The following is an 18826-nucleotide window of genomic DNA, read 5'->3' on the forward strand; positions in this document are numbered from 1 at the left end:
GTGGGCGACCGGGGCGGGGCGTTGGGCGCCGCCGGCTCCGGTTCCGGTGCCGCCGCCGGAGCCAGTGCCAGCGCGCGGCGCGGAGTCGGCTGTAGAGCTCGAGACAGGCCGAATTTCCGTTGCCGGGCCATCGATGGCGTCCTGTTCCGGCATCGCCAGCGGCGGCACCGGGAACAGGCTCTCGCCGTCGATGGTCAGCGGCTCGCGGCTGGTGGCCAGCACCCGCAGCCCCGGCGCCCGGCCGAGCAGGGTCTCGGCCAGATCGGCGGCGGCGCCGATCAGATGCTCGCAGTTGTCCAGGATCAGCAGGATCCGCTTCTCGGCCAGCGCCTCGACCAGGTGGTCGATCGCGCTGCGCAGCATCGCGGCGGCGGCCGCGGGCGAACCGCCGGCGCTCATCAGCTTCGTCTCGCGCGGACCGAGCGCCGAGAGCACCGCCTGCGGCACCTCGCCGGGATCGGTGACCGGGGCGAGCTCGGCGAGCCAGGCGCCGTCCGGGAAGCGTTCCAGCACCCGCTGCGCCGCCTCGCCGGCCAGCCGGGTCTTGCCCGCCCCGCCCGGACCGACCAGCGTCACCAGCCGCGAGGCGTCGAGCATCTTGCCGATCCGCGCGACTTCCTCCTCCCGGCCGACGAAGCTGGTCAGCCGGGCCTTGAGGTTGGTGCGCGGCGCGTGCTCGGCGGTCGGCGGCGCCAACGCCGGATCGCTGCGCAGCACCGCGAGATGGACCTCGGCCAACTCCTTCGACGGGTCGATGCCGAGCTGGTCGGCCAGCGCCCGCCGAACCTGCTCGTAGCCGGCCAGCGCGTCGGCCTGCCGCCCCACCGCATACAGGGCCCTGACATGGAGCGCGGCGACGTTCTCCCGCAGCGGGTGCTCGGCGCTGAGCGCTTCGAGCTCGGCCAGCGCCTCGGCGGCCTGGCCCAACCGCAGCTCGGCGTCCAGCCGGTCGATCAACGCGGCCAGCCGCAACTCGTCCAGCCGCGCGGCCGGTGCCACCGCGAACGCCGCGTCGGCCACGTCCGCCAACGCCGGACCGCGCCACAACGCCAACGCCGCGCGCAACGTCGCCCGCGCCGCCGAGGGATCGTCGGCCCGCAACGCCTCGCGCCCCGAGCGCGACAACGACTCGAACCGCACCGCGTCCACCGACTCCGGCGCGATCGCCAGCCGGTACCCGCCCGGTGCCGCGGCGAGCAGCGCTGGATCGCCGAGCACCTTGCGCACCCGGGAGATCAACGACTGCAACGCGTTCGCGGCCCCCTCGGGCGGCTCGTCGCCCCACAGCGCGTCGACGAGCGCCGCGACGGTGACGGCCCGCCCGGGGTCCAGCGCGAGCCGGGACATCAGGGTGCGCAGACGCACGCCGCCCACGGTCACCGGCGCGCCGTCCACGCGGATCTCCAGTGGGCCCAGGATCGATACGGTCAGCGGCACCGTCCCAGTCTGGCACGCGGGCGGGGCCCGGGTCGGCTTCCCAACCTAACACTTGCTTGGTACGCTCCGCCCCGTGCCCCTCTCCCTCGACCTGACCGGCCGCGTCGCCCTGGTCACCGGCGGCGCCCGGGGCGTCGGCCGCGGCGTCACGGCCCGGCTGCTGGCCGCCGGGGCGACCGTCGTCAGCTGCGGGCGGACCGCACCGGAGACACCGCTGCCCGCCGGCGCGGAGCACCGGACCGCCGACGTCCGCGCCCCCGAGCAAGTTCGGGAGCTGATCGAGGGCATCGCCGCCGACCACGGCCGACTGGACCTCGTCGTCAACAACGCCGGCGGCGCGCCCTACGCCCTGGCCGCCGAAGCGAGCCCGCGCTTCTCGGCGGCGATCGTCGGCCTGAACCTGTTGGCCCCGTTGACGGTCGCGCAGGAAGCAAACGGGGTTATGCAGCGGCAGATCGACGGCGGCCACATCATCAACATCTCCAGCGAAAGCGCTCGGCGGGCCAGCCCCGGCACCGCCGTATATGGCGCCGCCAAGGCCGGGCTGGAGAACCTGACGCGCACGCTCGCGGTCGAGTGGGCCCCGAAGGTGCGGGTCAACGCCATCACGGTCGGGCCGGTGCGCACCGAGCAGTCGCACCTGCACTACGGCGATGAGGCCGGGGTCGCCGCCGTCGCGCGCACCATCGCCCTGGGCCGACTGGCGGAGCCCGACGACGTCGGCGATCTGTGTGTCCTGCTGGCATCGCCGTTCGCTTCCTACGTCAACGGCAGCGCCATACTCCTGGATGGCGGCGGTACCCGCCCGGCGTTCCTCGACGCCGCCAACGCCGAACACTTGTGAGGAGCAGTCATGGCAGGGATCTGCGAAGGCCGCGTGGCCGTCGTCACCGGAGCCGGCCGCGGTCTGGGCCGCGCGCACGCCCTGGAGTTCGCCAGACAGGGTGCCAAGGTCGTGGTCAACGACCTCGGCGTGGGCCCGGACGGCCGGGACGGCAGCGACGCTCCGGCGCAGGAGGTCGTCACCGAGATCGTGAAGGCCGGGGGCGAGGCGGTCGCCGACCACCACGACATCGCCTCCTGGGACGGCGCCGCGGCCCTGGTGCAGACCGCCCTGGAGGCGTTCGGCAAGCTCGACGTCCTGGTCAACAACGCCGGGTTCCTGCGCGACCGGATGCTGGTCAACCTCTCCGAGCAGGACTGGGACGACGTCGTCCGGGTCCACCTCAAGGGGCACTTCCTGACCCTGCGGCATGCCGGCGCGCACTGGCGCGACCAGTACAAGCTCGGCAACCTCAACGACGCGCGCGTCATCAACACCAGCTCCGGCGCGGGCCTGCTCGGCTCGGTCGGCCAGGGCAACTACGCGGCGGCCAAGGCCGGCATCGCGGCGCTGACCATCCAGGCCGCCGCCGAACTCGGGCGTTACGGCGTCACCGTCAACGCGATCGCCCCGGCCGCCCGCACCCGGATGACCGAGGGGCCGTTCAGCACGATGATGGCCGCGCCGGACGACGGCTTCGACGCCATGGCGCCGGAGAACGTCTCGCCGCTGGTGGTCTGGCTCGGCTCGGACCGCTCCCGGGCGGTCAGCGGCCGGGTCTTCGAGGTCGAGGGCGGCCGCATCGGCGTCGCCGACGGCTGGCAGCACGGGCCGACCGTGGACAAGGGCGCGCGCTGGGAGCCGGCCGAGCTGGACGCGGTGGTCGCCGGGCTGATCGGACAGGCGCCGGTGCCGGGGCCGGTTTACGGGGGTTGAGGCCTGCCTGCCCGAGCTCCGCCTGCCCGAGCGTAGTATGCCTATTAGAAATACTACGAAGTGGAGCAAACCATGGGCAGGGTCACGGGCAAGGTCGCGGTCGTCACCGGCGGTGCGCGGGGACTGGGCGCGGCACAGGTCCGCGCGCTGGCCGCCGAGGGCGCGAAGGTGCTGGTCACCGACGTGCTGGTGGCCGAGGGCGCGAAGCTGGCCGCCGAGCTGGGGCCGGACGTGCGGTTCGCCGAGCTCGACGTCACCGACTTCGCCCGGTGGCAGGCGGTGCTCGCCCAGGCCGCCACGGTGTTCGGCGCGCCGGTGAACGTGCTGGTCAACAACGCCGGCATCGTGAAGGAGGCGTCGATCGAGAACACCTCGGAGGCCGACTTCCGCAAGGTGATCGACGTCAACGAGGTCGGCGTCTTCCTCGGCATCAAGGCCGCGATCCCGCTGATGCGGGCGGCCGGCGGCGGCTCGATCGTCAACATCTCCTCGATCGGCGGCATCATCGCCTTCACCAACATCCCCGGCTACGTGGCCAGCAAGTGGGCCGTGCGCGGGCTGACCAAGGCGGCCGCGCAGGAACTCGGACCGGAGCGGATCCGGGTCAACTCGGTGCACCCGGGCTTCATCGAGACCGAGATGACCGTCGGGACCGGCACCGAGCAGATCGCCGCGATCCAGCCGCTGCGCAGGCAGGGCCGGCCCGAGGAGGTCGCCACCCTGGTGCTGTTCCTGGCCTCCGAGGAGGCCTCATACGTCACCGGTGCGGAGTTCGTCGCCGATGGCGGTTTCACCACCATGTGACGCCCCTGTCATGGGATAGCCTCGCCTGTCGGAGCGTCCAAGAGGTCCGGACGATCTGCGATGACCTGGATGATCCGAACGGAGCGGCGAAGATGCGGGTGTCACTGCGGCACGGTCGATGGGCGGTGCTGGCGGCGGTCGGCGTGCTGGCGCTGGCGGGCTGCGGCTCGTCCGGCAGCTCGAAGGGGTCCACGGCCAGCGGGTCCGGCGGCACGTCCGCGGCCGGCTCGTCGTCCAGCGCCGCTTCGGGGGCCAAGAGCTGGTCCAAGGAACCGGCGATGACCATCGACCCGGGCAAGAAGTACACGATGGTCCTGCACACCTCGCAGGGCGACATCACGATCGCCATGGACGCCGCCAAGGCCCCGCACGCGGTGAACTCCTTCAACTTCCTGGCCGCGCAGCACTTCTTCGACGGCAGCTACTGCCACCGGCTGTCCACCTCGGCCGGCCTGCAGATGCTGCAGTGCGGCGACCCGACGGCCGGCGCCACCCCGAAGGCCACCGACGGTCAGAACGGTCCGGGCTACCAGTTCCAGGACGAGAACCTGACCGGTGCCACGTACCCGGCCGGGACCGTGGCGATGGCCAACGCCGGACCGAACACCAACGGCTCGCAGTTCTTCCTGGTCTTCGGCGACAGCCAGCTCCAGCCGGCCTACACCCCCTTCGGCACCATCACCGACGGCATGGGCGTCCTGGCCCACGTCGCCTCCGGCGGCATCAGCGACCCGGGCCAGGACGGCACCGGCCGCCCGACCATCCCGGTCGAGCTCAAGTCGGTCTCGGTCACCGCGAGCTGACCGGAGCGCGCGGCGATGTGAAACGCGCGGCGATGTAACCCGGAATCCCGTCGGCCGGTGTGTCCAGTGATGAACTGGCCACCGACCGATGAGGGGCGGGGAATGGAAGGGACGATCGCCGAACGGCGATTGCGGATGCGAGGCGGGGGAGCGGCGGTGAAGGCCGCGCAAGAGGAGTCGTTCCGCGAGTTCGTCGAAGGCTCCTGGCACCGCCTGCTGCGCACCGCGTACCTGCTGACCGGCGACCACGGCGCTGCCGAGGACCTGGTGCAGACCGCGCTCATGCGCACCTACCGGCACTGGGGCCGGATCGAGGACTACGAGGCCCCCGAGGCCTACGTCCGCCGGGTGATGGTCAACGTCAACATCTCGGCGTGGCGGCGCCGCAAGGCGGTCGTGCACGTGGTGGCCGAGCCGCCGGAGCCGGCGGCCGGGGCGGGGGATCATCAGAACACGTACGCGGTCCGCGACGAACTGTGGCGCGCGGTCTGCGCGATGTCGCCGCGCATGCGCACCGCCTTCGTGCTGCGCTATTTCGAGGACCTGACCGAGGCCGAGGTGGCCACGGCGATGGGCTGCGCGGTCGGCACGGTGAAGAGCCAGATCTCGCGCGGGCTGACGAAGCTGCGCAACGACCTGCAAGCCGAGGGGAGTTTCCGATGAGTGCCGACAAGCCGATGCGCGCCGACAAGCCGGCGAGCGACCCCGGCGACGAAGTCCTGGAGAACGAGTTCCGCGCCATGTTCGCCGAACGCTCCGAGACGGTGCGGATGGCGACGGCGCCGTACGCGTCGGTGCGTCAGCGGATCGCCGCGGCCCGCCGCAAGCGCCGGCTGCGGCTCGGCAGCGCCGGCGTCGCGTTCGCGGTGGCGGCGGTCGGGATCGGGGTGTGGGCCGCGGTGCCGGGGCGGCATCAGGCCGCGGTGGCACCGACGACCACGACCCCGGCGTCCGGCGCCCCCGCGAAGTACCTGTACGCCGACGGCCGCACCGAGATCCCGGCCGGGCCGTTGCAGCAGGCCGCGCTGGCCTGGCTGCGGGCGAACTACCACGGCGACCTGAGCGGGCTCACCGTGGTGACCACCTTCGACCAGGGCGCCCAGGCCGCCGCGAACGTCTCACCCGGCGACAGCGGCGTCGCGGTCGTCGACCCGCGGACCGGCGCCGTGCTGGGGCTCGGCGGAGCCTGGGACACGCCGCTGCCCGTCGCCGACCTCATGAAGCCGATCGTGCTGGCGGCGGCGTTCCAGACCGGGCACTACACCCCCGATTCCAAGGAGCCGCTGGACGCTCAGAACCACCCGGTGTACTGGCCCACCGGGAGCGAGAAGAACCCCCTGACCTTCATGTCGGGAAACCAACAGTTCAACTGGCCGCCGGAATCACCCAGCACCACGATCCACGACATCGACGTCACGCTGACCCAGGCCGCCGAGTCGGGCGCCAACGAACCGTTCGCGCAGCTGGAACTCGCGGCCGACGTGGGGCCGTCCGCGGTCTACCAACTCGCCATGCGCATGGGGATGCCGAAGAGCAGCCCGGAATTCTTTCCCGTGCCGGCGCTGGTACTGGGGATGGCGCAGGAGACCCCGTTGACGATGGCGAGCGTCTACGCGACCTTCGACAACGGCGGTATCCGGCACGACCCCAGGATGGTCGGGCAACTGCTCGCCGCGAACGGGGGGAACGTGTGGATGCCGCCCGACACCTCCGCCCGGGTCCTGTCGCAGAGCACTGCGGACCAGGTCACCGCCGTCCTGCACGCGCAACTCTTCAACGGTCCCACCGTCATCGGCGTGAATTCCATCGCGGCCGCGGACCGCTCCGGGTTGTGGGCCGCCGCCGGAGCCCCGAGCTCGGAGGAGGCGGCCTGGCTCACGGGGGGTGATGCGCACTACGTGGTCTCGGTGGGGGCGTTCTCGAAGACCTCCGCCGGCCCGCTCAGGCCGATGGGCGACGATCACCATGGCGGCGTCGATATCGGTAGTGAGTACGCCGGGTCGATCTGGGCCGATGTGATGGGGAGGCTGCCGACCCGCGACTGATCCCTTGCCGTGAACGGCGGATCCGCCGGGCGGCCTGAGCACCGCCCGGCGGATCCGGGTTCTCATCCTCCGCGACTAGACGATTGATTCCTGGGGGTACCGGCGCGAAACGGCTCGCAGCCTCTGGCTGCCAAGGGCTCAGTAGCGGCGCCTGGCCGCCCCGGCCGGCCACCCGAAGCCAACCAGGCTGAGGGCGGCCGTCCGTGACGCCCATGCTTGCTGCTGAGCCGTTTCGCAAGACTGCTTGTCAGCTGGCGGTCCTGCTAGGAGCGTGGGTCAGTAACACCAACCTGCTGTCGGGGTGTTGAGAAAAGTGCTCAGCGTATAGATGAATGTGCTCAGTCGTGGGGCCTTGGAGACGGCCCTGCCGACCGTGGCGGTGCCCGCTGGTGTTCATGACTCGCTGGCGGTCTGGACCTGGAGCGCGCGGGCGTAGGCTCTCAGGAATGCGGATCGGCGAGCTGTCAAAGCGCACGGGCGTGAGTCCGCGCTCACTGCGGTACTACGAAGAGCAAGGCTTGCTGGCCAGCTCACGCTCCGATGCGGGGCAGCGTCACTATTCCGATGCCGAGGTCCAGCGCGTGTCGCTCATCCGACGGCTGTTCGACGCGGGTATGTCCAGCCGGGTGATCGCGTCTGTGCTGCCGTGTGTGGACGTCCCCGGTGACCTGGGTATCGCCGAGGAGACGTTCACGGCGATGATGCGCGAGCGCGAGCGGATCGACGCCGATATCGCGCACCTGATCGAGACCCGGGATGCGCTCGACGTGCTGATCAAGGGCAATAGTCGACACCGGGCGGAGCTGTCCATGACGCCGGAACCGACGCACGGTCGCCCCTGATGCTGTGACCTGCGTCTCAGTCGCTTGCCTTTGACATCGATGTCAGGGGTGAGGATGTCGACAGCGCCCGGAATAACCGGGTCGGTCATCCGGAAGGCGGCACGGTATGGGACAGGCGTGGGGTTTCGGAAAGTATGGCGGGCCCGAGGTGCAGGAGTTCTTCGACCGTCCCGATCCCGTCCCCGGTCGTGGCGAGGTGTTGATCCGGGTTGACGTCGCCGGCGTGAACCCCCTGGACCACCTGCTGCGCTCGGGTCTGGTTCCCGGACTCGACGGCGGGCGTCCGTTTCCCCGCGTGCTGGGCATGGAGGCAGCGGGAACCGTTCTCGCCCGGGGCGAGGACGTCGACGGGCTCGAGGTGGGTGACGCGGTCTTCGGCTTCGCGCTTACCGGTGGCGGCACCTATGCCGAGACGACGGTGCTGTCCGCGCCCAACACCGCGCGCATTCCGGCGGGCCTGTCCGCGACCGTGGCGGCAACGCTGCCGGTAGCCGGGACGACCGCGGTGGACGCGCTCGACCAGCTCGGCCTGCCCGCTGGTGCCACGGTCCTGGTCAACGGGGTCGGGGGTGGGGTCGGCCTGGCCGTCGCCCGGCTGGCCATCGGGCGCGAGCTGCGTGTGATCGGCACCGGGAGTACCGCCAAGCGCGAGCACGCCGAGGCCATCGGGGTGCGGTTCATCGACTACACCGCCGAGGACGTCGTCGCCGCGGCACGCGAGCTGGTTCCGGACGGCTTCGACGGGATCGTCGACCTGGCCGGAGGCACCTCGCTGCGGACGGTCGCCCCGCTGGCTCGGGAGCCCCGCAACGTCATCGCGGTGGGTGATATGTCCGTACCCGATCTCGGTGGGCGTTTCGTCGAGCGTCGCCTCGACCGCGAGAACCTGGAACGGTCCGCCCAGCTGACCCTCGACGGAGTCCTCGCGCCCGTGATCACCGCGGTCCATCCACTCTCCGACGCCCCAGCCGCCCTCGCCACCGTCGAGAACGGTCACACTGCGGGCAAGGTTGTCATCAAGGTGGCATGAGAAGTTCCCGGCCCAGGCGTACGCCGACACCCATCAGCTATTCGTGATCTTTCATATGGGAAGATCTCGGTATGCCTGGTGGGGATGGCTTGTTCTCATCTGGCGGGGTTCGTTGCCGAGTTGGTCGACGGGGTGTTGGACCTGTCCCCGATCCTGGCGTCCTACACCGAGAGCCGCGGGTTCCCGCCGTATGACCCGCGGCTGATGATGCGGCTGCTGATCTACGGCTACACCACCGGGGTGCGGTCCTCGCGGACGATCGCGCGCAAGTGCGTGGACGATGTGGCGTTCCGCTACCTCGCGGCGCGCTGGACGGCACAAAGCTTGAGGCAAACGCCTCCAAACACAAGGCGATGAGCTACGCCCGGCTGGTAGACAAGGAGGAGCAGGTCGAGGCGGAGATCGCGGAGCTGGAAGCCGCCGCGGCCGCGCTGCTGGCCGACGCCGCCGCGACCGACGCCGCCGAGGACGCCAAGTTCGAAGCGAACAGCAAGGACACCGACCTGCCCGCCGAGCCGGACCGCAGGGAGAAGCGCCTGGCCCGGTTGCAGGCCGCCCGCGCGCAGATCGAAGCCGAGGCCGCCGAGCAGGCGCGCATACACGCCGAAGACAAGGAGCGCCGACGCCGGCAGCGATCCTGCGGCGACGACCTCGCGGCCGTTGAAGCCGCCAGCGACAAGGCCGCCGCATCCGCCAGACCGAAGAACAAGGCGCAGGCCAACTTCACCGGCCCGGAATCGCTGATCATGAAGAACAACGACGGCGCCTACATCCATGCCTACAACGCCCAGGCCGTCGTGGATGACGCGCACCAGATCATCACCGCCGCCGACGTCACAACCAACCCGGCCGACGCGCTGAACTACACCCGGATGCTCGACCAGTCCGCCGCAACACCGGCATCCACGCACGTCAGGTGTTGGTCGACGCAGGCTACTGCTCCGAGGCGAACCTCGCCGCCGCAGCCGAGCGCACCGCCGAGCACGGCACCGACACCTTCATGGCCACAGGACGGCTGGCCCACGATGAGGAGGTCCCGGCCGCCCCGCGTGGACGCATCCGCAAAGACGCCACGCTGCGCGAGCGCATGGCCCGCAAGCTGCGCACCAAGCCCGGACGCGCCGCCTACTCCCGCCGCAAAGCCATCGTCGAAACCGTATTCGGTCAGATCATGATCTGCCAGAACGGCCGCGAACCCCTGCTGCGAGGCGAGGCCGGAGCTCGTGGGGAATGGCGGCCGCTCGCCGCCTGCCACAACCTGCGCAAGATCTTCCGCCACACCGGATGCGCCGGGCTGGCCGCCGCCCGGGCCTGACAGCCCGGCGGCACCCCGCCAGGCTGACTCGACAACACACCAGACCCAGAGACAAACGCCCGGGGCCCTCCTCGACATCGTCACCAGCCCCGACCCAGTCGTCACGAACCCTCGACGGCTTGTCCGCTACTGACCCACGCTCCTAGCCGGAACCCCCAGGAATCAATCCTCTGGCGACGTCTCAGCGCAGCGCCACCCGCCGCGCCAACCCCAGCGGCAGCCCGCCGGAGCCCGCGATCGTGTCGTGGAACTGCTTCAGCGTCCCCTTGCCCTGCTTCAGATACTCCGCGCGGATCGCCTCGATCTCCAGGCACCCCGTCAGGTACGACGCCGCCTGCGTCGGCCACGCGCAGTAGCGGTTCACCTCGCCCTTGGCCGTCTCCGGCGTCAGCGTCGCCTTCGAGGCCATGAACTTCTCGGCCTCCTCGATGCTCATCTCCCCGGTGTGCAGCGCGGTGTCGGCCACGATCCGCGCCGCGCGGAAGATGCGCGCGTCCAGGTGCCCCAGCTCGTGCCGCGGGTCGGCGAAGTAGCCCTGCTCGCGCATGGCGGTCTCGATGTAGAGGCCCCAGCCCTCCATGAAGTAGGACGTGGTGAACGTGCTGCGCACCAGCCGCCCCTGCTCGGCCAGCCACGACAGGTGCCAGTGGTGCCCCGGGTACGCCTCGTGGACGGCGATCGTCGGCATCGTCACGCGGGCGTTGGTCTTCAGCCGGCCCAGGACCGCCTCCGGCGAGGAGCCCGCCGGCGTGAACGGCACGTTGAACACGCCGGTGCGGGACGGTGTCAGCGCCGGCGGCCGGCTGTAGGACGCCACCGACAGCACCGCGCGCAGGAACTCCGGGCCCGGCTGCACCAGGCATTCCTCGCCCTGCGCGAACGTCACCAGGTCGTGGTCCGCGGTGAACTGCCGGGCCCTGGCCGTCTCGGCCCGGTACTCCGCGAGCATCGCCTCCTCGGTCGGCGCGGTGTCTTCGCAGAGTGCTTCCATCGTCGCCCGCCAGTCCCGGGACCCGCCGGGGATCCGCGCGGCCAGCTCCCGCATCTCGGCGTTCAGCCCTTCGTACGCCGCCTGGCCGCGCCGGTGCAGCTCCGCGGTGTCGTAGCCGAGCATCTCGACCTCTTGCAGCAGCCGCGAGTACGTCGCCTCGCCGAGCCGCCAGTCACCTTCGCAGCGTTCTGCGAAGTCGGCCAGGAACGTCGCCAGTTCGTCGAACGCGACGGCGGCCGGCTCGGCGGCCTCGGCCAGTTCGGCCCGCAGCGCCGGGTCTTCGACCATCGCCGGCAGCGACTCGGTCACGAACCCGCGACCGGTGCGCGCCTGACCCAACGCCCGCTCCACCAACAGCTTCGGCGCCACGCCCGGATCCAGATTGCGACGGCAGGCCGCCAGCGCCTCCGGCACCTGCTTCAGCTTGGCCAGCGACTCCTCGACCAGGCGCGCCTCGGGCCGGGTCTTCTGCTGCAACGGGAGGTAGAGGCCGTACAAGGTGGGGGACACGGATTCGGCCGGATCCCGGCGCCACATCTGGCGTTCGGCCATGATGCCGTGCTTGCGCAGTTGGGCCCGGACCAGGTCGCGGTCGATGCCGTCCTCGAAGTCGCCGACGCTCTCGGACACGGCCCCGGCGGCCCCGGCAGCGCCGTCGGCCCCGGCCAACGCGTCCAGCTTCGCCAGCTGTTCGGCCGCCTCGCGGGCCCGGCGTTCGAAACCCTCGGCCGAGTGGTCGCCGAGGGTGGTCGTGTGGTCCGGGTCGCCGGAACCCATCACCGTGGCCGAGACCGGATACGCGTTCAGGTACCAGCCCACCGCCTCGGCGACCGCCGACGCCACCGGGTTCTGGGAGTCCTCAGTCGTCATGGGCCGACCGTAGCGCCCCAAGAGCGCCGGCGGCGTGCAGGTCCCCCTTGACCGACCCTGGACTTCGGCCCGGACCGATACCGATGGCGTGACACCGGCCCGGACCGGCCCGGACCTTCGTGCCACGCCATCGGTTGTCGGCGCTGGAACGGCGCTGGAACGAAGCTAGAACGAAGCGTTCGTCACCCAGTGGTCCAACAGCGTGTGGTCGCCCAGCGCCTCGATCTGCGTGGCCCCCGGCGCGCGCCGTCCCCAGACGAACAGGTACAGCTCGCCGACCGGTCCGCGCACCGCCGCCGCGCCCTTGGCGTGCGCGCGGCGCCAGCGGAAGCCGTTCGGCTCCAAGGTGATCAGCCACTCGGCGCGCTCCTCGGCGGACGCCGCCGGGTCGCCGTCGGTGGCGTGCAGGTGCACCGTCTCGCCGTCCCCGGTCAGGGTCCTGACCTTCGGGGCGAACGCCGCCGCCGCGGGCAGGACGGTCAGGAACTCGTCGATGCCGTCGGCCGCCACCGCCGGGTCGTACTCCGGAGCGCGGCCCAGCGCCAGCTCCATGTCCCCGCGGTGCACGGCGGTCTCGTGCAGCATCCGCCGGGCCCAGAACCGGGCGTGCTGGTCCGGGCCCCAGGACCACACCGGCTTGTCCGGACCGGCTTCGCGGACGGCGCGCGCCAGGTCCTCGGCGCCCTCGCGGATCCAGGCGCCGTAGCCGCCGTAGGAGTCGGGGAAGCCCAGGTCCAGGCTGCGCGGGTTGACCGCCTCGCCGTCCGGCGAGCGCACGATCGCGGCCGCCCAGCGGTGCGCGGTGCCGATGTGCCGCGCGACCTTGCGCACGGTCCAGCCCGGGCAGGAGGGGGTCGGCTGGCCCCAGTCGTCGGCGCCGAGGCCGTCGAGCAGCGCCGCCGCGCGCTCCGCCTCAGCGGTGAATCGGTCCGTGTGGACGAGGTGCGGGTTGGCCGTCTCGCTCATCATCGGCTTGCCTTCCATCGGTGGTCTCGGGCGCCGCCTGGGTACCGGGCGGGAGTCGCGTCCGGGACGACGGCGTGAGGGGACGAGTCATCGGTGGTGAACGGATATGGAATTGGTCGTGGACGTCGGTGCGCCCAGGAGGAACATTGGACCACCGCGGGGCGGGCCGCCACCCCCGGACGTGTGATCATCGTCTCTTGCGTCCGCGCGGTTCCCGACCATCTTCCCCGCCGGGACCGCCCCCACACCTGCAACGCAGGTCCGACTGCGGCGCGAGTCAGGGGACGTCCGGCGCGTACGGTTTCCGCCGGGTAGCGCCGGTGCGTAACAATCGGGCAAAGGAACCGGGCCTCACCGACCACGGTGCGGGCTCCGGACGATCGGGAGGCGCTCGCGTGGGACTGGCATGGGGCTTGGCTGCGGCGGTCGTCTGCGCGCTCGCCTACGGGGCGGCGACGGTGTTCCAGGCGATCGGCGCCGCGCGCACCAAGGACACCGCCGGGGCCGGCGTGGACCCGCGGGTGTTGATCAGGGCCCTGTCCCAGCTGCCGTTCCTGGCCGGCGTCGGCATGGACACCGTGGGACTGGTCGCGGACCTGGTGGCGCTGGAGAAGCTGCCGCTGTTCGCGGTGCAGGCCATCATGAACTGCTCGCTGGCGGTCACCGCGCTGCTCGCGGTGCCGCTGCTGAAGGCCAAGCTGAGCCGGAGGGACTGGATCGCGGTCGGCACGGTGGTGCTCGGCCTGATCCTGGTCGGGATCTCGGCCGGCGCCGAGTCTCCGGTGCACGTGGGCCGGGACGTGCACTGGGGTCTGCTGGTCGCCGTCGTGGTCCTGATCGCCGGGTCGTTCTTCGCGATCTGGAAGCTCGGCGGGAACCCGGTGGTGCTCGCGGCGTTCGCCGGGTCGCTGTTCGGGGCGTTCGCGATCTGTGTGCGGATCCTGCCGGACCTGCATCCGGTGGCGCTGCTGACCGACCCCGCGGCCTACGCCGGGGTGATCGCCTCGATCACCGGGTTCCTGTTCTTCACCACGGCGCTCCAGCGCGGTTCGGTGACGATGGCCACGGCGACGCTGGTGGTCGGGGAGACCGGGCTGCCGGCGCTGCTCGGGTTCACGCTGTTCCACGACCACACGCGGCACGGGTTCGTGCCGGTGGCCGTGGTCGGGTTCCTGTGCGCGGTCGGCGGCGCGGTGGCGTTGTCGCGGTTCGGGGAGGCCGAACCGCATCAGTCGGGCCCCGGCGACGGTCAGGACGTGGGGGCGGTCTCCGAGTCGTCGGCGACCAAGTGAAGGCCGACCCGCTGCTGCGGCTCGCCGTGCACCGGCTCGCTCTGCACTGACTCGCCGTGCACCGACTCGCCCCGCACTGACTGGACCTCCGCCGACTCGGCGGGCCGCGCCGAGCCCTTGCGGCGCTTGAGCACGAACAGCGCCACCCCGGCCACCACGATCAGGCCCAACAGCACGTAGCTGACCAGCGAGGCGTAGTGCTCGACCTTGTGCCAGGCGTTGCCCGCGGCATAGCCCAGAAGAGTGAATCCGGTGGCCCAGACGATGCCGCCGAGCGCGTTCCAGAACAGGAACTTCCGGTAGGGGATCCGCGACACCCCGCACAGCCCCGGCACCAGCGCCCGCAGTGCCGCCGCGAACCGGCCGGTGAACACCGCCTTGCCGCCGAGCCGGTTGATCAGCTGCTTGCCCTGCTCGATGTGCTCGGGCTTGACGAACCGGGCCGGCAGCCTGGTCAGCAGGCTGTCGCCCCACTTCTTGCCGACCTCGTAGCCGACGCTGTCGCCGATCACCGCGCCCAGGATCGCCGCGGCCAGCGCCACGCCCAGGTTGACCTTCCCGCTGAAGGCCAGGAAGCCGCCGATCACCACGGCGATCTCGCCGGGGATCAGGAAGCCCAGGAAGACCGAGGCCTCCAGGGCGGGCAGCAGGAAGACCAACACCAGCGCGGCCGGGCCGGGCATCTTCTGCAGCGTGTCCGCGATCCAGGTCAGTAGGGCTCCCATAACGGTCAAGCTTAGGCGCTCGGAATTCTGGGCGGGACGTGCGAAGGTCGCCGGTCGGGATCATCCCTGAGGATGACCTTTCACGCGGGCGAGGGCACCCGGGTCCACGCCTTGACGATGTCCCGGACCGAGATCATGCCGACCACCTCGTCGCCGTCCACCACGATCAGGTGCCGGAAGCCGCCCCGGGTCATCGCCTCGGCGGCCTGGTCCAGGGTCCAGCGCGGGGTGGCGAAGACGACGTCGGAGGTCAGGTGCGCCTCCACGGCCTCGGTGTCGGCGTCCAGCCCGGCGCCGAGCGCGTGCAGGATGTCCCGCTCGGTGATGATCCCGATCCCCGCGGTCTCGGGGTTGTGCATCACGGCGCTGCCGACGCCGCGCTGGGTCATCCGCAGGGCGGCCTGCCGCAGGGTGTGGCGCGGGCCGATCATGAGGATCTCGGTGGACATGGCTTCGCGGACGTGGTCGTGGCGGTTGGGGATGGCGGACATGGTCGCTCCCTGATGATTCGCCTCGGGGTGGGGGGAGGTGGTGGGTCCCGGTGGCCGACGGGCCCTCTCTTCACAAATTCACATGCGAGGAAGGCGTTGGCAAGGCGAAACGGGGGAGATCTTTCAGCGTCACCCTTCCAGCTGCTGGCCGCCCACGTAATAGAGCAATTCCTCGTGCAGGATCCCGTTGGAGCTGGCGGCCGAACCGCCGAGCACCCCGGGCGCCCCGTCCACCGAGGTGAACGTGCCGCCGGCCTCGGTGACGATCACCGCCAGCGCCGCCATGTCCCACAGCGACAGCTCCGGCTCGGCCGCCAGGTCGCAGGCCCCCTCGGCGACCAGCATGTGCGACCAGAAGTCGCCGTAGGCGCGGGTCCGCCAGCAGGCGCGGGACAGGTCCAGGAAGGCGTCGAGCTTGCCGTACTCCTCCCAGGAGACCGTGGAGCTGTAGGCCAACGAGGCGTCGGCTATCGCCGTGACCTTGGAGACGTGGCAGCGGGCCGCCGAGGCCAGCGAACGGCCGGTGAACGCGCCGCCGCCCTTGGCCGCCCACCAGCGCCGGCCCAGCGCCGGGGCCGACACCACACCGGCCACCACCTCCTCGCCCTCCATCAGGCCGATGAGGGTGGCCCAGACCGGGACCCCGCGTACGTAGTTCTTGGTGCCGTCGATGGGATCGATGATCCACTTGCGCCCGGTGGCGCCGGCCGCGGTCTCGCCGAACTCCTCGCCCAGCATGGCGTCGCGCGGGCGGGCCCGGGACAGCGCCGAGCGGATCGCCTCCTCGGCCGCCTTGTCGGCGTCGGAGACCGGGGTCATGTCGGGCTTGGACTCCACCCTCAAGTCGCGGGCCTTGTACCGGCCCATGGTGATGGCGTCGGCGGAGTCCGCGAGGACGTGGCCCAGCCGGAGGTCGTCGTCGAAGGCGGTCATGGGTCACACGATAGGGCGAATCCGCGACTCGCCGCGCCGGCCTCCCAGGATCCGCGCGCCATGCTCACTAGGCTGGCCGTATCTTCCGACGAACATCACCCCCAGGCCCGACGCCGTCACGACGGACACCGATCCCGTCGCCGCGGCGCCTTCGTTCCTGGCTGGGTTTCGGCGAGGACGCGACCACCGGCGCGGACGGGCGTCCGGCCATGTTGGAGCTGACCTCCTCGGCCTCGAGCCCGCCCGAGACTTCAGCCTCAGCCACAACCTCAAGCCCGGCCGGGGCTTCAGGCTCGGCCGCGACGCCGACGCCGACGCCGAGTTCGGGTTCGAGTTCGAGTTCGGGTTCGGGTTCGAGTTCGCCGTCTGGTTCCCGGACCGCTTCCCGTCCCGCGTCGCCGGTGCCGTTCGCGGGTGCGCGCCGGGGCAAGGAGCGCGTGGAGCGGCTGCCCCCGGACCTGCTGGAGCCGGTCGTCGAGCCGCGTTTCACCATCGACGGCTGGACCTACGCCGGCACCGAGCTGGAAGAGCGCTTCCCGCCGCAGGTCGAGGCCGAGCTGGCGCAGGCCGTGCACATGATCTGCGCCGGGCTCGCGACCGCGTGGAACTACCGCCGGGCGACGCAGCTGCTGGAAGGCCAGCGTGCGTACTCCCAGGCGTACGCGGTCCTGGAGACCTGGGCCAACGAGGGGCCGGACCCCGACCCCACGATGCCGAAATGGCGGGCCCGGCTGGCCCGCGCGGTGCTGGCGAACGCCGAAGCTTGACAGCACGCCCGGCCCTGTCAAGCTAGCTTCATGGGTTCCGCACGTGAAGCACTGCTCGACGCCGCCTACGAGGCCATCGTCGCCGGTGACTGGTCCAGCGCCCGCATGGCGGACCTGGCGGCGCGCGCCGGCGTCTCGCGCCAGACCCTGTACAACGAGTTCGGCAACCGCGACCAGCTCGCCGCCGCCCTGGCGCTGCGCGAGGCCGAGCGGTTCCGCGAGCTGACCGGGCGCGCCGCCCGCGAGGCCCCCGGTGACGACGTCGGCGCGGCCACCGCGGCCTCGGTCGCCGCCGCCCTGACCGCGGCCCGCGACAACCCGCTGATCAAGGCCACCCTCACCGACGACACCTCGGGCCTGCTGCCGTATCTGACCACCCGGTCCGAGGCGATCATGGACGTCTTCCGCGAGGACTCCATCGCGATCTTCACCGAGCGCTGGCCGGAGCTGGCCGGCCGCCCCGAGGTCCGCGCCGAGGTGGGCTGGATCAGCGAGACCGCCTTCCGCCTGGTGATCAGCCATCTGATCATCGCCACCGAACCCGTGGAGACCACCAGCGAGCACATCGCCGAAGTGGTCCGCCGCCTGATGAGGAACCTCAAGACGGACGAGTGACCGAGTAACGACAGGAGCCCGACGTGTCCACTCACGACCTGTACACCCTCCCGGCCGACCACGAGACCTGGAACGTCGCCAACACCGGCTACTCCCGCTTCAACTGGGAGTACGACGACGGCCGGGACCGGCTCCTGCGCCTGTATCAAAAGGGCAAGGACAAGCAGTGGGACCAAGTCACCCGGATCGACTGGGACATCGAGGTCGACCCCGACGACATCCTGGGCTTCCCGCACGAGACCTCCCCGCTGTTCGGCTCCGAGATCTGGGACCGGATGACCCCCGAGGAGCACAACGAGCTGGGCCGCCACCAGATCGCCTGGCAGTTCTCGAACTTCCTGCACGGTGAGCAGGGCGCCATGATCTGCTCCGCGCGCATCGTCGAGTCCGTCCCCGACCTCGACGCCAAGTTCTACGCCGCGACCCAGACCATGGACGAGGCCCGCCACGCGGAGATATACAGCCGCTTCCTCAAGGAGAAGGTCGGCCTCTTCTACCCGATCAACGACCAGCTCAAGGCGCTCCTGGACGACACGCTGTCCGACTCCCGCTGGGACATGCCCTACCTCGGCATGCAGGTCCTCATCGAGGGCCTGGCCCTGGCCGCCTTCGGCGTCATGCGCGACCTGACCGACATGCCGCTCCCGAAGCAGATCCTGGCCTACGTCATGCAGGACGAGGCCCGCCACGTCGCGTTCGGCCGCCTGGCGCTGCGCGACTACTACAAGGAGCTGACGCAGGCCGAACGCGACGAGCGCGAGGAGTTCGTCGTCGAAGGCTGCTACCTGATGCGCGACCGCATCAACGGCCGCGAGGTCTACGAACACCTGGGCCTGCCGGTCGACCGCTGCATGGAACTCAACGAGCACTCCGAGTACTACACGGCCTTCCGCAACCTGCTCTTCACCCGGATCGTGCCGACGGTGAAGGACATCGGGCTGTGGGGCCCGCGGGTCCAGAAGGCGTACGAGGACATGGGGGTGCTGAGCCACGCCGCGGCCAACGTCGAGGACCTGATGAAGGCCGACGAGGACCTGGCCGAGCGGCTGGATCGGGAGAAGCGGTTCAAGGCCGAGGAGGCCACGCGGGCCGTGGACGTCGAGACGACCATCGCCACGGGTGCGCAGGAATAGGGCGCGAC

General features: G+C 71.1%; 18 protein-coding genes and 1 pseudogene. 13 read left to right on the forward strand and 6 right to left on the reverse strand.

What is annotated here, in order from left to right; translation table 11 throughout:
• A partial coding sequence (locus tag KGQ19_RS05120) for an AfsR/SARP family transcriptional regulator (protein ID WP_307856346.1) occupies positions 1-1437 on the reverse strand: 1437 nt, incomplete at its 3' end.
• Positions 1438-1510: 73 nt separating this feature from the next.
• On the opposite strand from KGQ19_RS05120, the gene KGQ19_RS05125 reads away from it, so the two are divergent.
• From KGQ19_RS05125 to KGQ19_RS05165, 9 genes and pseudogenes are all read left to right on the forward strand, one after another.
• Complete coding sequence (locus tag KGQ19_RS05125) at positions 1511-2281, forward strand: SDR family oxidoreductase (RefSeq protein WP_212007895.1); 771 nt, start codon at positions 1511-1513, stop codon at positions 2279-2281.
• 9 nt (positions 2282-2290) lie between these two features.
• Positions 2291-3196: an SDR family oxidoreductase gene (locus tag KGQ19_RS05130; RefSeq protein WP_212007896.1), complete on the forward strand. Its 906-nt coding sequence runs from the start codon at positions 2291-2293 to the stop codon at positions 3194-3196.
• Between the two features lie 72 nt (positions 3197-3268).
• Positions 3269-4000, forward strand: a complete 732-nt coding sequence (locus tag KGQ19_RS05135; RefSeq protein WP_212007897.1) for a glucose 1-dehydrogenase — start codon at positions 3269-3271, stop codon at positions 3998-4000.
• A gap of 92 nt (positions 4001-4092) precedes the next feature.
• Positions 4093-4803 carry a peptidylprolyl isomerase gene (locus tag KGQ19_RS05140; RefSeq protein ID WP_212007898.1) on the forward strand — a complete coding sequence of 237 codons (711 nt, stop codon included), beginning with the start codon at positions 4093-4095 and terminating at the stop codon, positions 4801-4803.
• Between the two features lie 102 nt (positions 4804-4905).
• Complete coding sequence (locus tag KGQ19_RS05145) at positions 4906-5466, forward strand: SigE family RNA polymerase sigma factor (RefSeq protein WP_230418219.1); 561 nt, start codon at positions 4906-4908, stop codon at positions 5464-5466.
• Positions 5463-6848: a penicillin-binding transpeptidase domain-containing protein gene (locus KGQ19_RS05150; RefSeq protein ID WP_212007899.1), complete on the forward strand. Its 1386-nt coding sequence runs from the start codon at positions 5463-5465 to the stop codon at positions 6846-6848. Before KGQ19_RS05145 ends, KGQ19_RS05150 begins: the two co-directional genes overlap by 4 nt.
• A gap of 446 nt (positions 6849-7294) precedes the next feature.
• Positions 7295-7690 (forward strand): MerR family transcriptional regulator, encoded by a 396-nt coding sequence (locus tag KGQ19_RS05155; RefSeq protein WP_212007900.1) that lies wholly within the window; start codon positions 7295-7297, stop codon positions 7688-7690.
• 106 nt (positions 7691-7796) lie between these two features.
• A complete protein-coding gene (locus tag KGQ19_RS05160) occupies positions 7797-8720 on the forward strand; it encodes an NADP-dependent oxidoreductase (protein WP_212007901.1) in 924 nt (307 codons plus the stop codon).
• A 96-nt stretch (positions 8721-8816) separates the two neighbouring features.
• Positions 8817-10035 (forward strand): annotated as a pseudogene (locus tag KGQ19_RS05165) (transposase); the annotation flags it as partial.
• A 181-nt stretch (positions 10036-10216) separates the two neighbouring features.
• Here KGQ19_RS05165 and KGQ19_RS05170 read toward each other — a convergent pair.
• Together KGQ19_RS05170 and KGQ19_RS05175 are read right to left on the reverse strand one after the other, a co-directional pair.
• Complete coding sequence (locus KGQ19_RS05170; RefSeq protein ID WP_212007902.1) at positions 10217-11896, reverse strand: DUF885 domain-containing protein; 1680 nt, start codon at positions 11894-11896, stop codon at positions 10217-10219.
• A 165-nt stretch (positions 11897-12061) separates the two neighbouring features.
• A complete protein-coding gene (locus tag KGQ19_RS05175) occupies positions 12062-12865 on the reverse strand; it encodes a maleylpyruvate isomerase family mycothiol-dependent enzyme (RefSeq protein ID WP_212007903.1) in 804 nt (267 codons plus the stop codon).
• Between the two features lie 392 nt (positions 12866-13257).
• Between KGQ19_RS05175 and KGQ19_RS05180 the strand changes: the two genes are divergently transcribed.
• Positions 13258-14154: a DMT family transporter gene (locus tag KGQ19_RS05180; RefSeq protein ID WP_212007904.1), complete on the forward strand. Its 897-nt coding sequence runs from the start codon at positions 13258-13260 to the stop codon at positions 14152-14154.
• On the opposite strand, the gene KGQ19_RS05185 is transcribed toward KGQ19_RS05180, so the two are convergent.
• The 3 genes from KGQ19_RS05185 to hisN form a co-directional block, all read right to left on the reverse strand.
• A complete protein-coding gene (locus KGQ19_RS05185; RefSeq protein ID WP_230418220.1) occupies positions 14112-14879 on the reverse strand; it encodes a DedA family protein in 768 nt (255 codons plus the stop codon). The two genes, KGQ19_RS05180 and KGQ19_RS05185, sit on opposite strands and share 43 nt — an antisense overlap.
• An 80-nt stretch (positions 14880-14959) precedes the next feature.
• Positions 14960-15370 carry a CBS domain-containing protein gene (locus KGQ19_RS05190; protein WP_212007905.1) on the reverse strand — a complete coding sequence of 137 codons (411 nt, stop codon included), beginning with the start codon at positions 15368-15370 and terminating at the stop codon, positions 14960-14962.
• Positions 15371-15499: 129 nt separating this feature from the next.
• Positions 15500-16303 carry a histidinol-phosphatase gene (gene hisN, locus KGQ19_RS05195; protein ID WP_212007906.1) on the reverse strand — a complete coding sequence of 268 codons (804 nt, stop codon included), beginning with the start codon at positions 16301-16303 and terminating at the stop codon, positions 15500-15502.
• A 437-nt stretch (positions 16304-16740) separates the two neighbouring features.
• Between hisN and KGQ19_RS05200 the strand changes: the two genes are divergently transcribed.
• Genes KGQ19_RS05200 through KGQ19_RS05210 form a run of 3 tightly spaced genes read left to right on the forward strand, consistent with a single transcriptional unit; the run spans position 16741 to position 18818 of the window.
• Complete coding sequence (locus KGQ19_RS05200) at positions 16741-17070, forward strand: hypothetical protein (RefSeq protein WP_212007907.1); 330 nt, start codon at positions 16741-16743, stop codon at positions 17068-17070.
• Positions 17071-17100: 30 nt separating this feature from the next.
• Positions 17101-17685, forward strand: coding sequence for a TetR/AcrR family transcriptional regulator (locus KGQ19_RS05205; protein WP_212007908.1), 585 nt, complete (start codon positions 17101-17103; stop codon positions 17683-17685).
• Positions 17686-17708: 23 nt separating this feature from the next.
• The gene (locus KGQ19_RS05210) at positions 17709-18818 is read left to right on the forward strand and encodes a ferritin-like domain-containing protein (RefSeq protein ID WP_212007909.1); all 1110 of its coding nucleotides are present in this window, start codon (positions 17709-17711) and stop codon (positions 18816-18818) included.
• Positions 18819-18826 lie beyond the last annotated feature (8 nt).

This window comes from Catenulispora pinistramenti, from assembly GCF_018274385.1.
GTDB classification, from domain to species: Bacteria; Actinomycetota; Actinomycetes; order Streptomycetales; family Catenulisporaceae; genus Catenulispora; species Catenulispora pinistramenti.

Bases quoted from the DNA above. Each gene is read 5' to 3' on its own strand.
- KGQ19_RS05130 (WP_212007896.1), top strand. From the start codon at position 2,291: ATGGCAGGGATCTGCGAAGGCCGCGTGGCCGTCGTCACCGGAGCCGGC.
- KGQ19_RS05135 (WP_212007897.1), top strand. From the start codon at position 3,269: ATGGGCAGGGTCACGGGCAAGGTCGCGGTCGTCACCGGCGGTGCGCGG.
- KGQ19_RS05140 (WP_212007898.1), top strand. From the start codon at position 4,093: ATGCGGGTGTCACTGCGGCACGGTCGATGGGCGGTGCTGGCGGCGGTC.
- KGQ19_RS05145 (WP_230418219.1), top strand. From the start codon at position 4,906: ATGGAAGGGACGATCGCCGAACGGCGATTGCGGATGCGAGGCGGGGGA.
- KGQ19_RS05150 (WP_212007899.1), top strand. From the start codon at position 5,463: ATGAGTGCCGACAAGCCGATGCGCGCCGACAAGCCGGCGAGCGACCCC.
- KGQ19_RS05155 (WP_212007900.1), top strand. From the start codon at position 7,295: ATGCGGATCGGCGAGCTGTCAAAGCGCACGGGCGTGAGTCCGCGCTCA.
- KGQ19_RS05160 (WP_212007901.1), top strand. From the start codon at position 7,797: ATGGGACAGGCGTGGGGTTTCGGAAAGTATGGCGGGCCCGAGGTGCAG.
- KGQ19_RS05170 (WP_212007902.1), bottom strand. From the start codon at position 11,896: ATGACGACTGAGGACTCCCAGAACCCGGTGGCGTCGGCGGTCGCCGAG.
- KGQ19_RS05175 (WP_212007903.1), bottom strand. From the start codon at position 12,865: ATGATGAGCGAGACGGCCAACCCGCACCTCGTCCACACGGACCGATTC.
- KGQ19_RS05185 (WP_230418220.1), bottom strand. From the start codon at position 14,879: ATGGGAGCCCTACTGACCTGGATCGCGGACACGCTGCAGAAGATGCCC.
- KGQ19_RS05190 (WP_212007905.1), bottom strand. From the start codon at position 15,370: ATGTCCGCCATCCCCAACCGCCACGACCACGTCCGCGAAGCCATGTCC.
- hisN (WP_212007906.1), bottom strand. From the start codon at position 16,303: ATGACCGCCTTCGACGACGACCTCCGGCTGGGCCACGTCCTCGCGGAC.
- KGQ19_RS05205 (WP_212007908.1), top strand. From the start codon at position 17,101: ATGGGTTCCGCACGTGAAGCACTGCTCGACGCCGCCTACGAGGCCATC.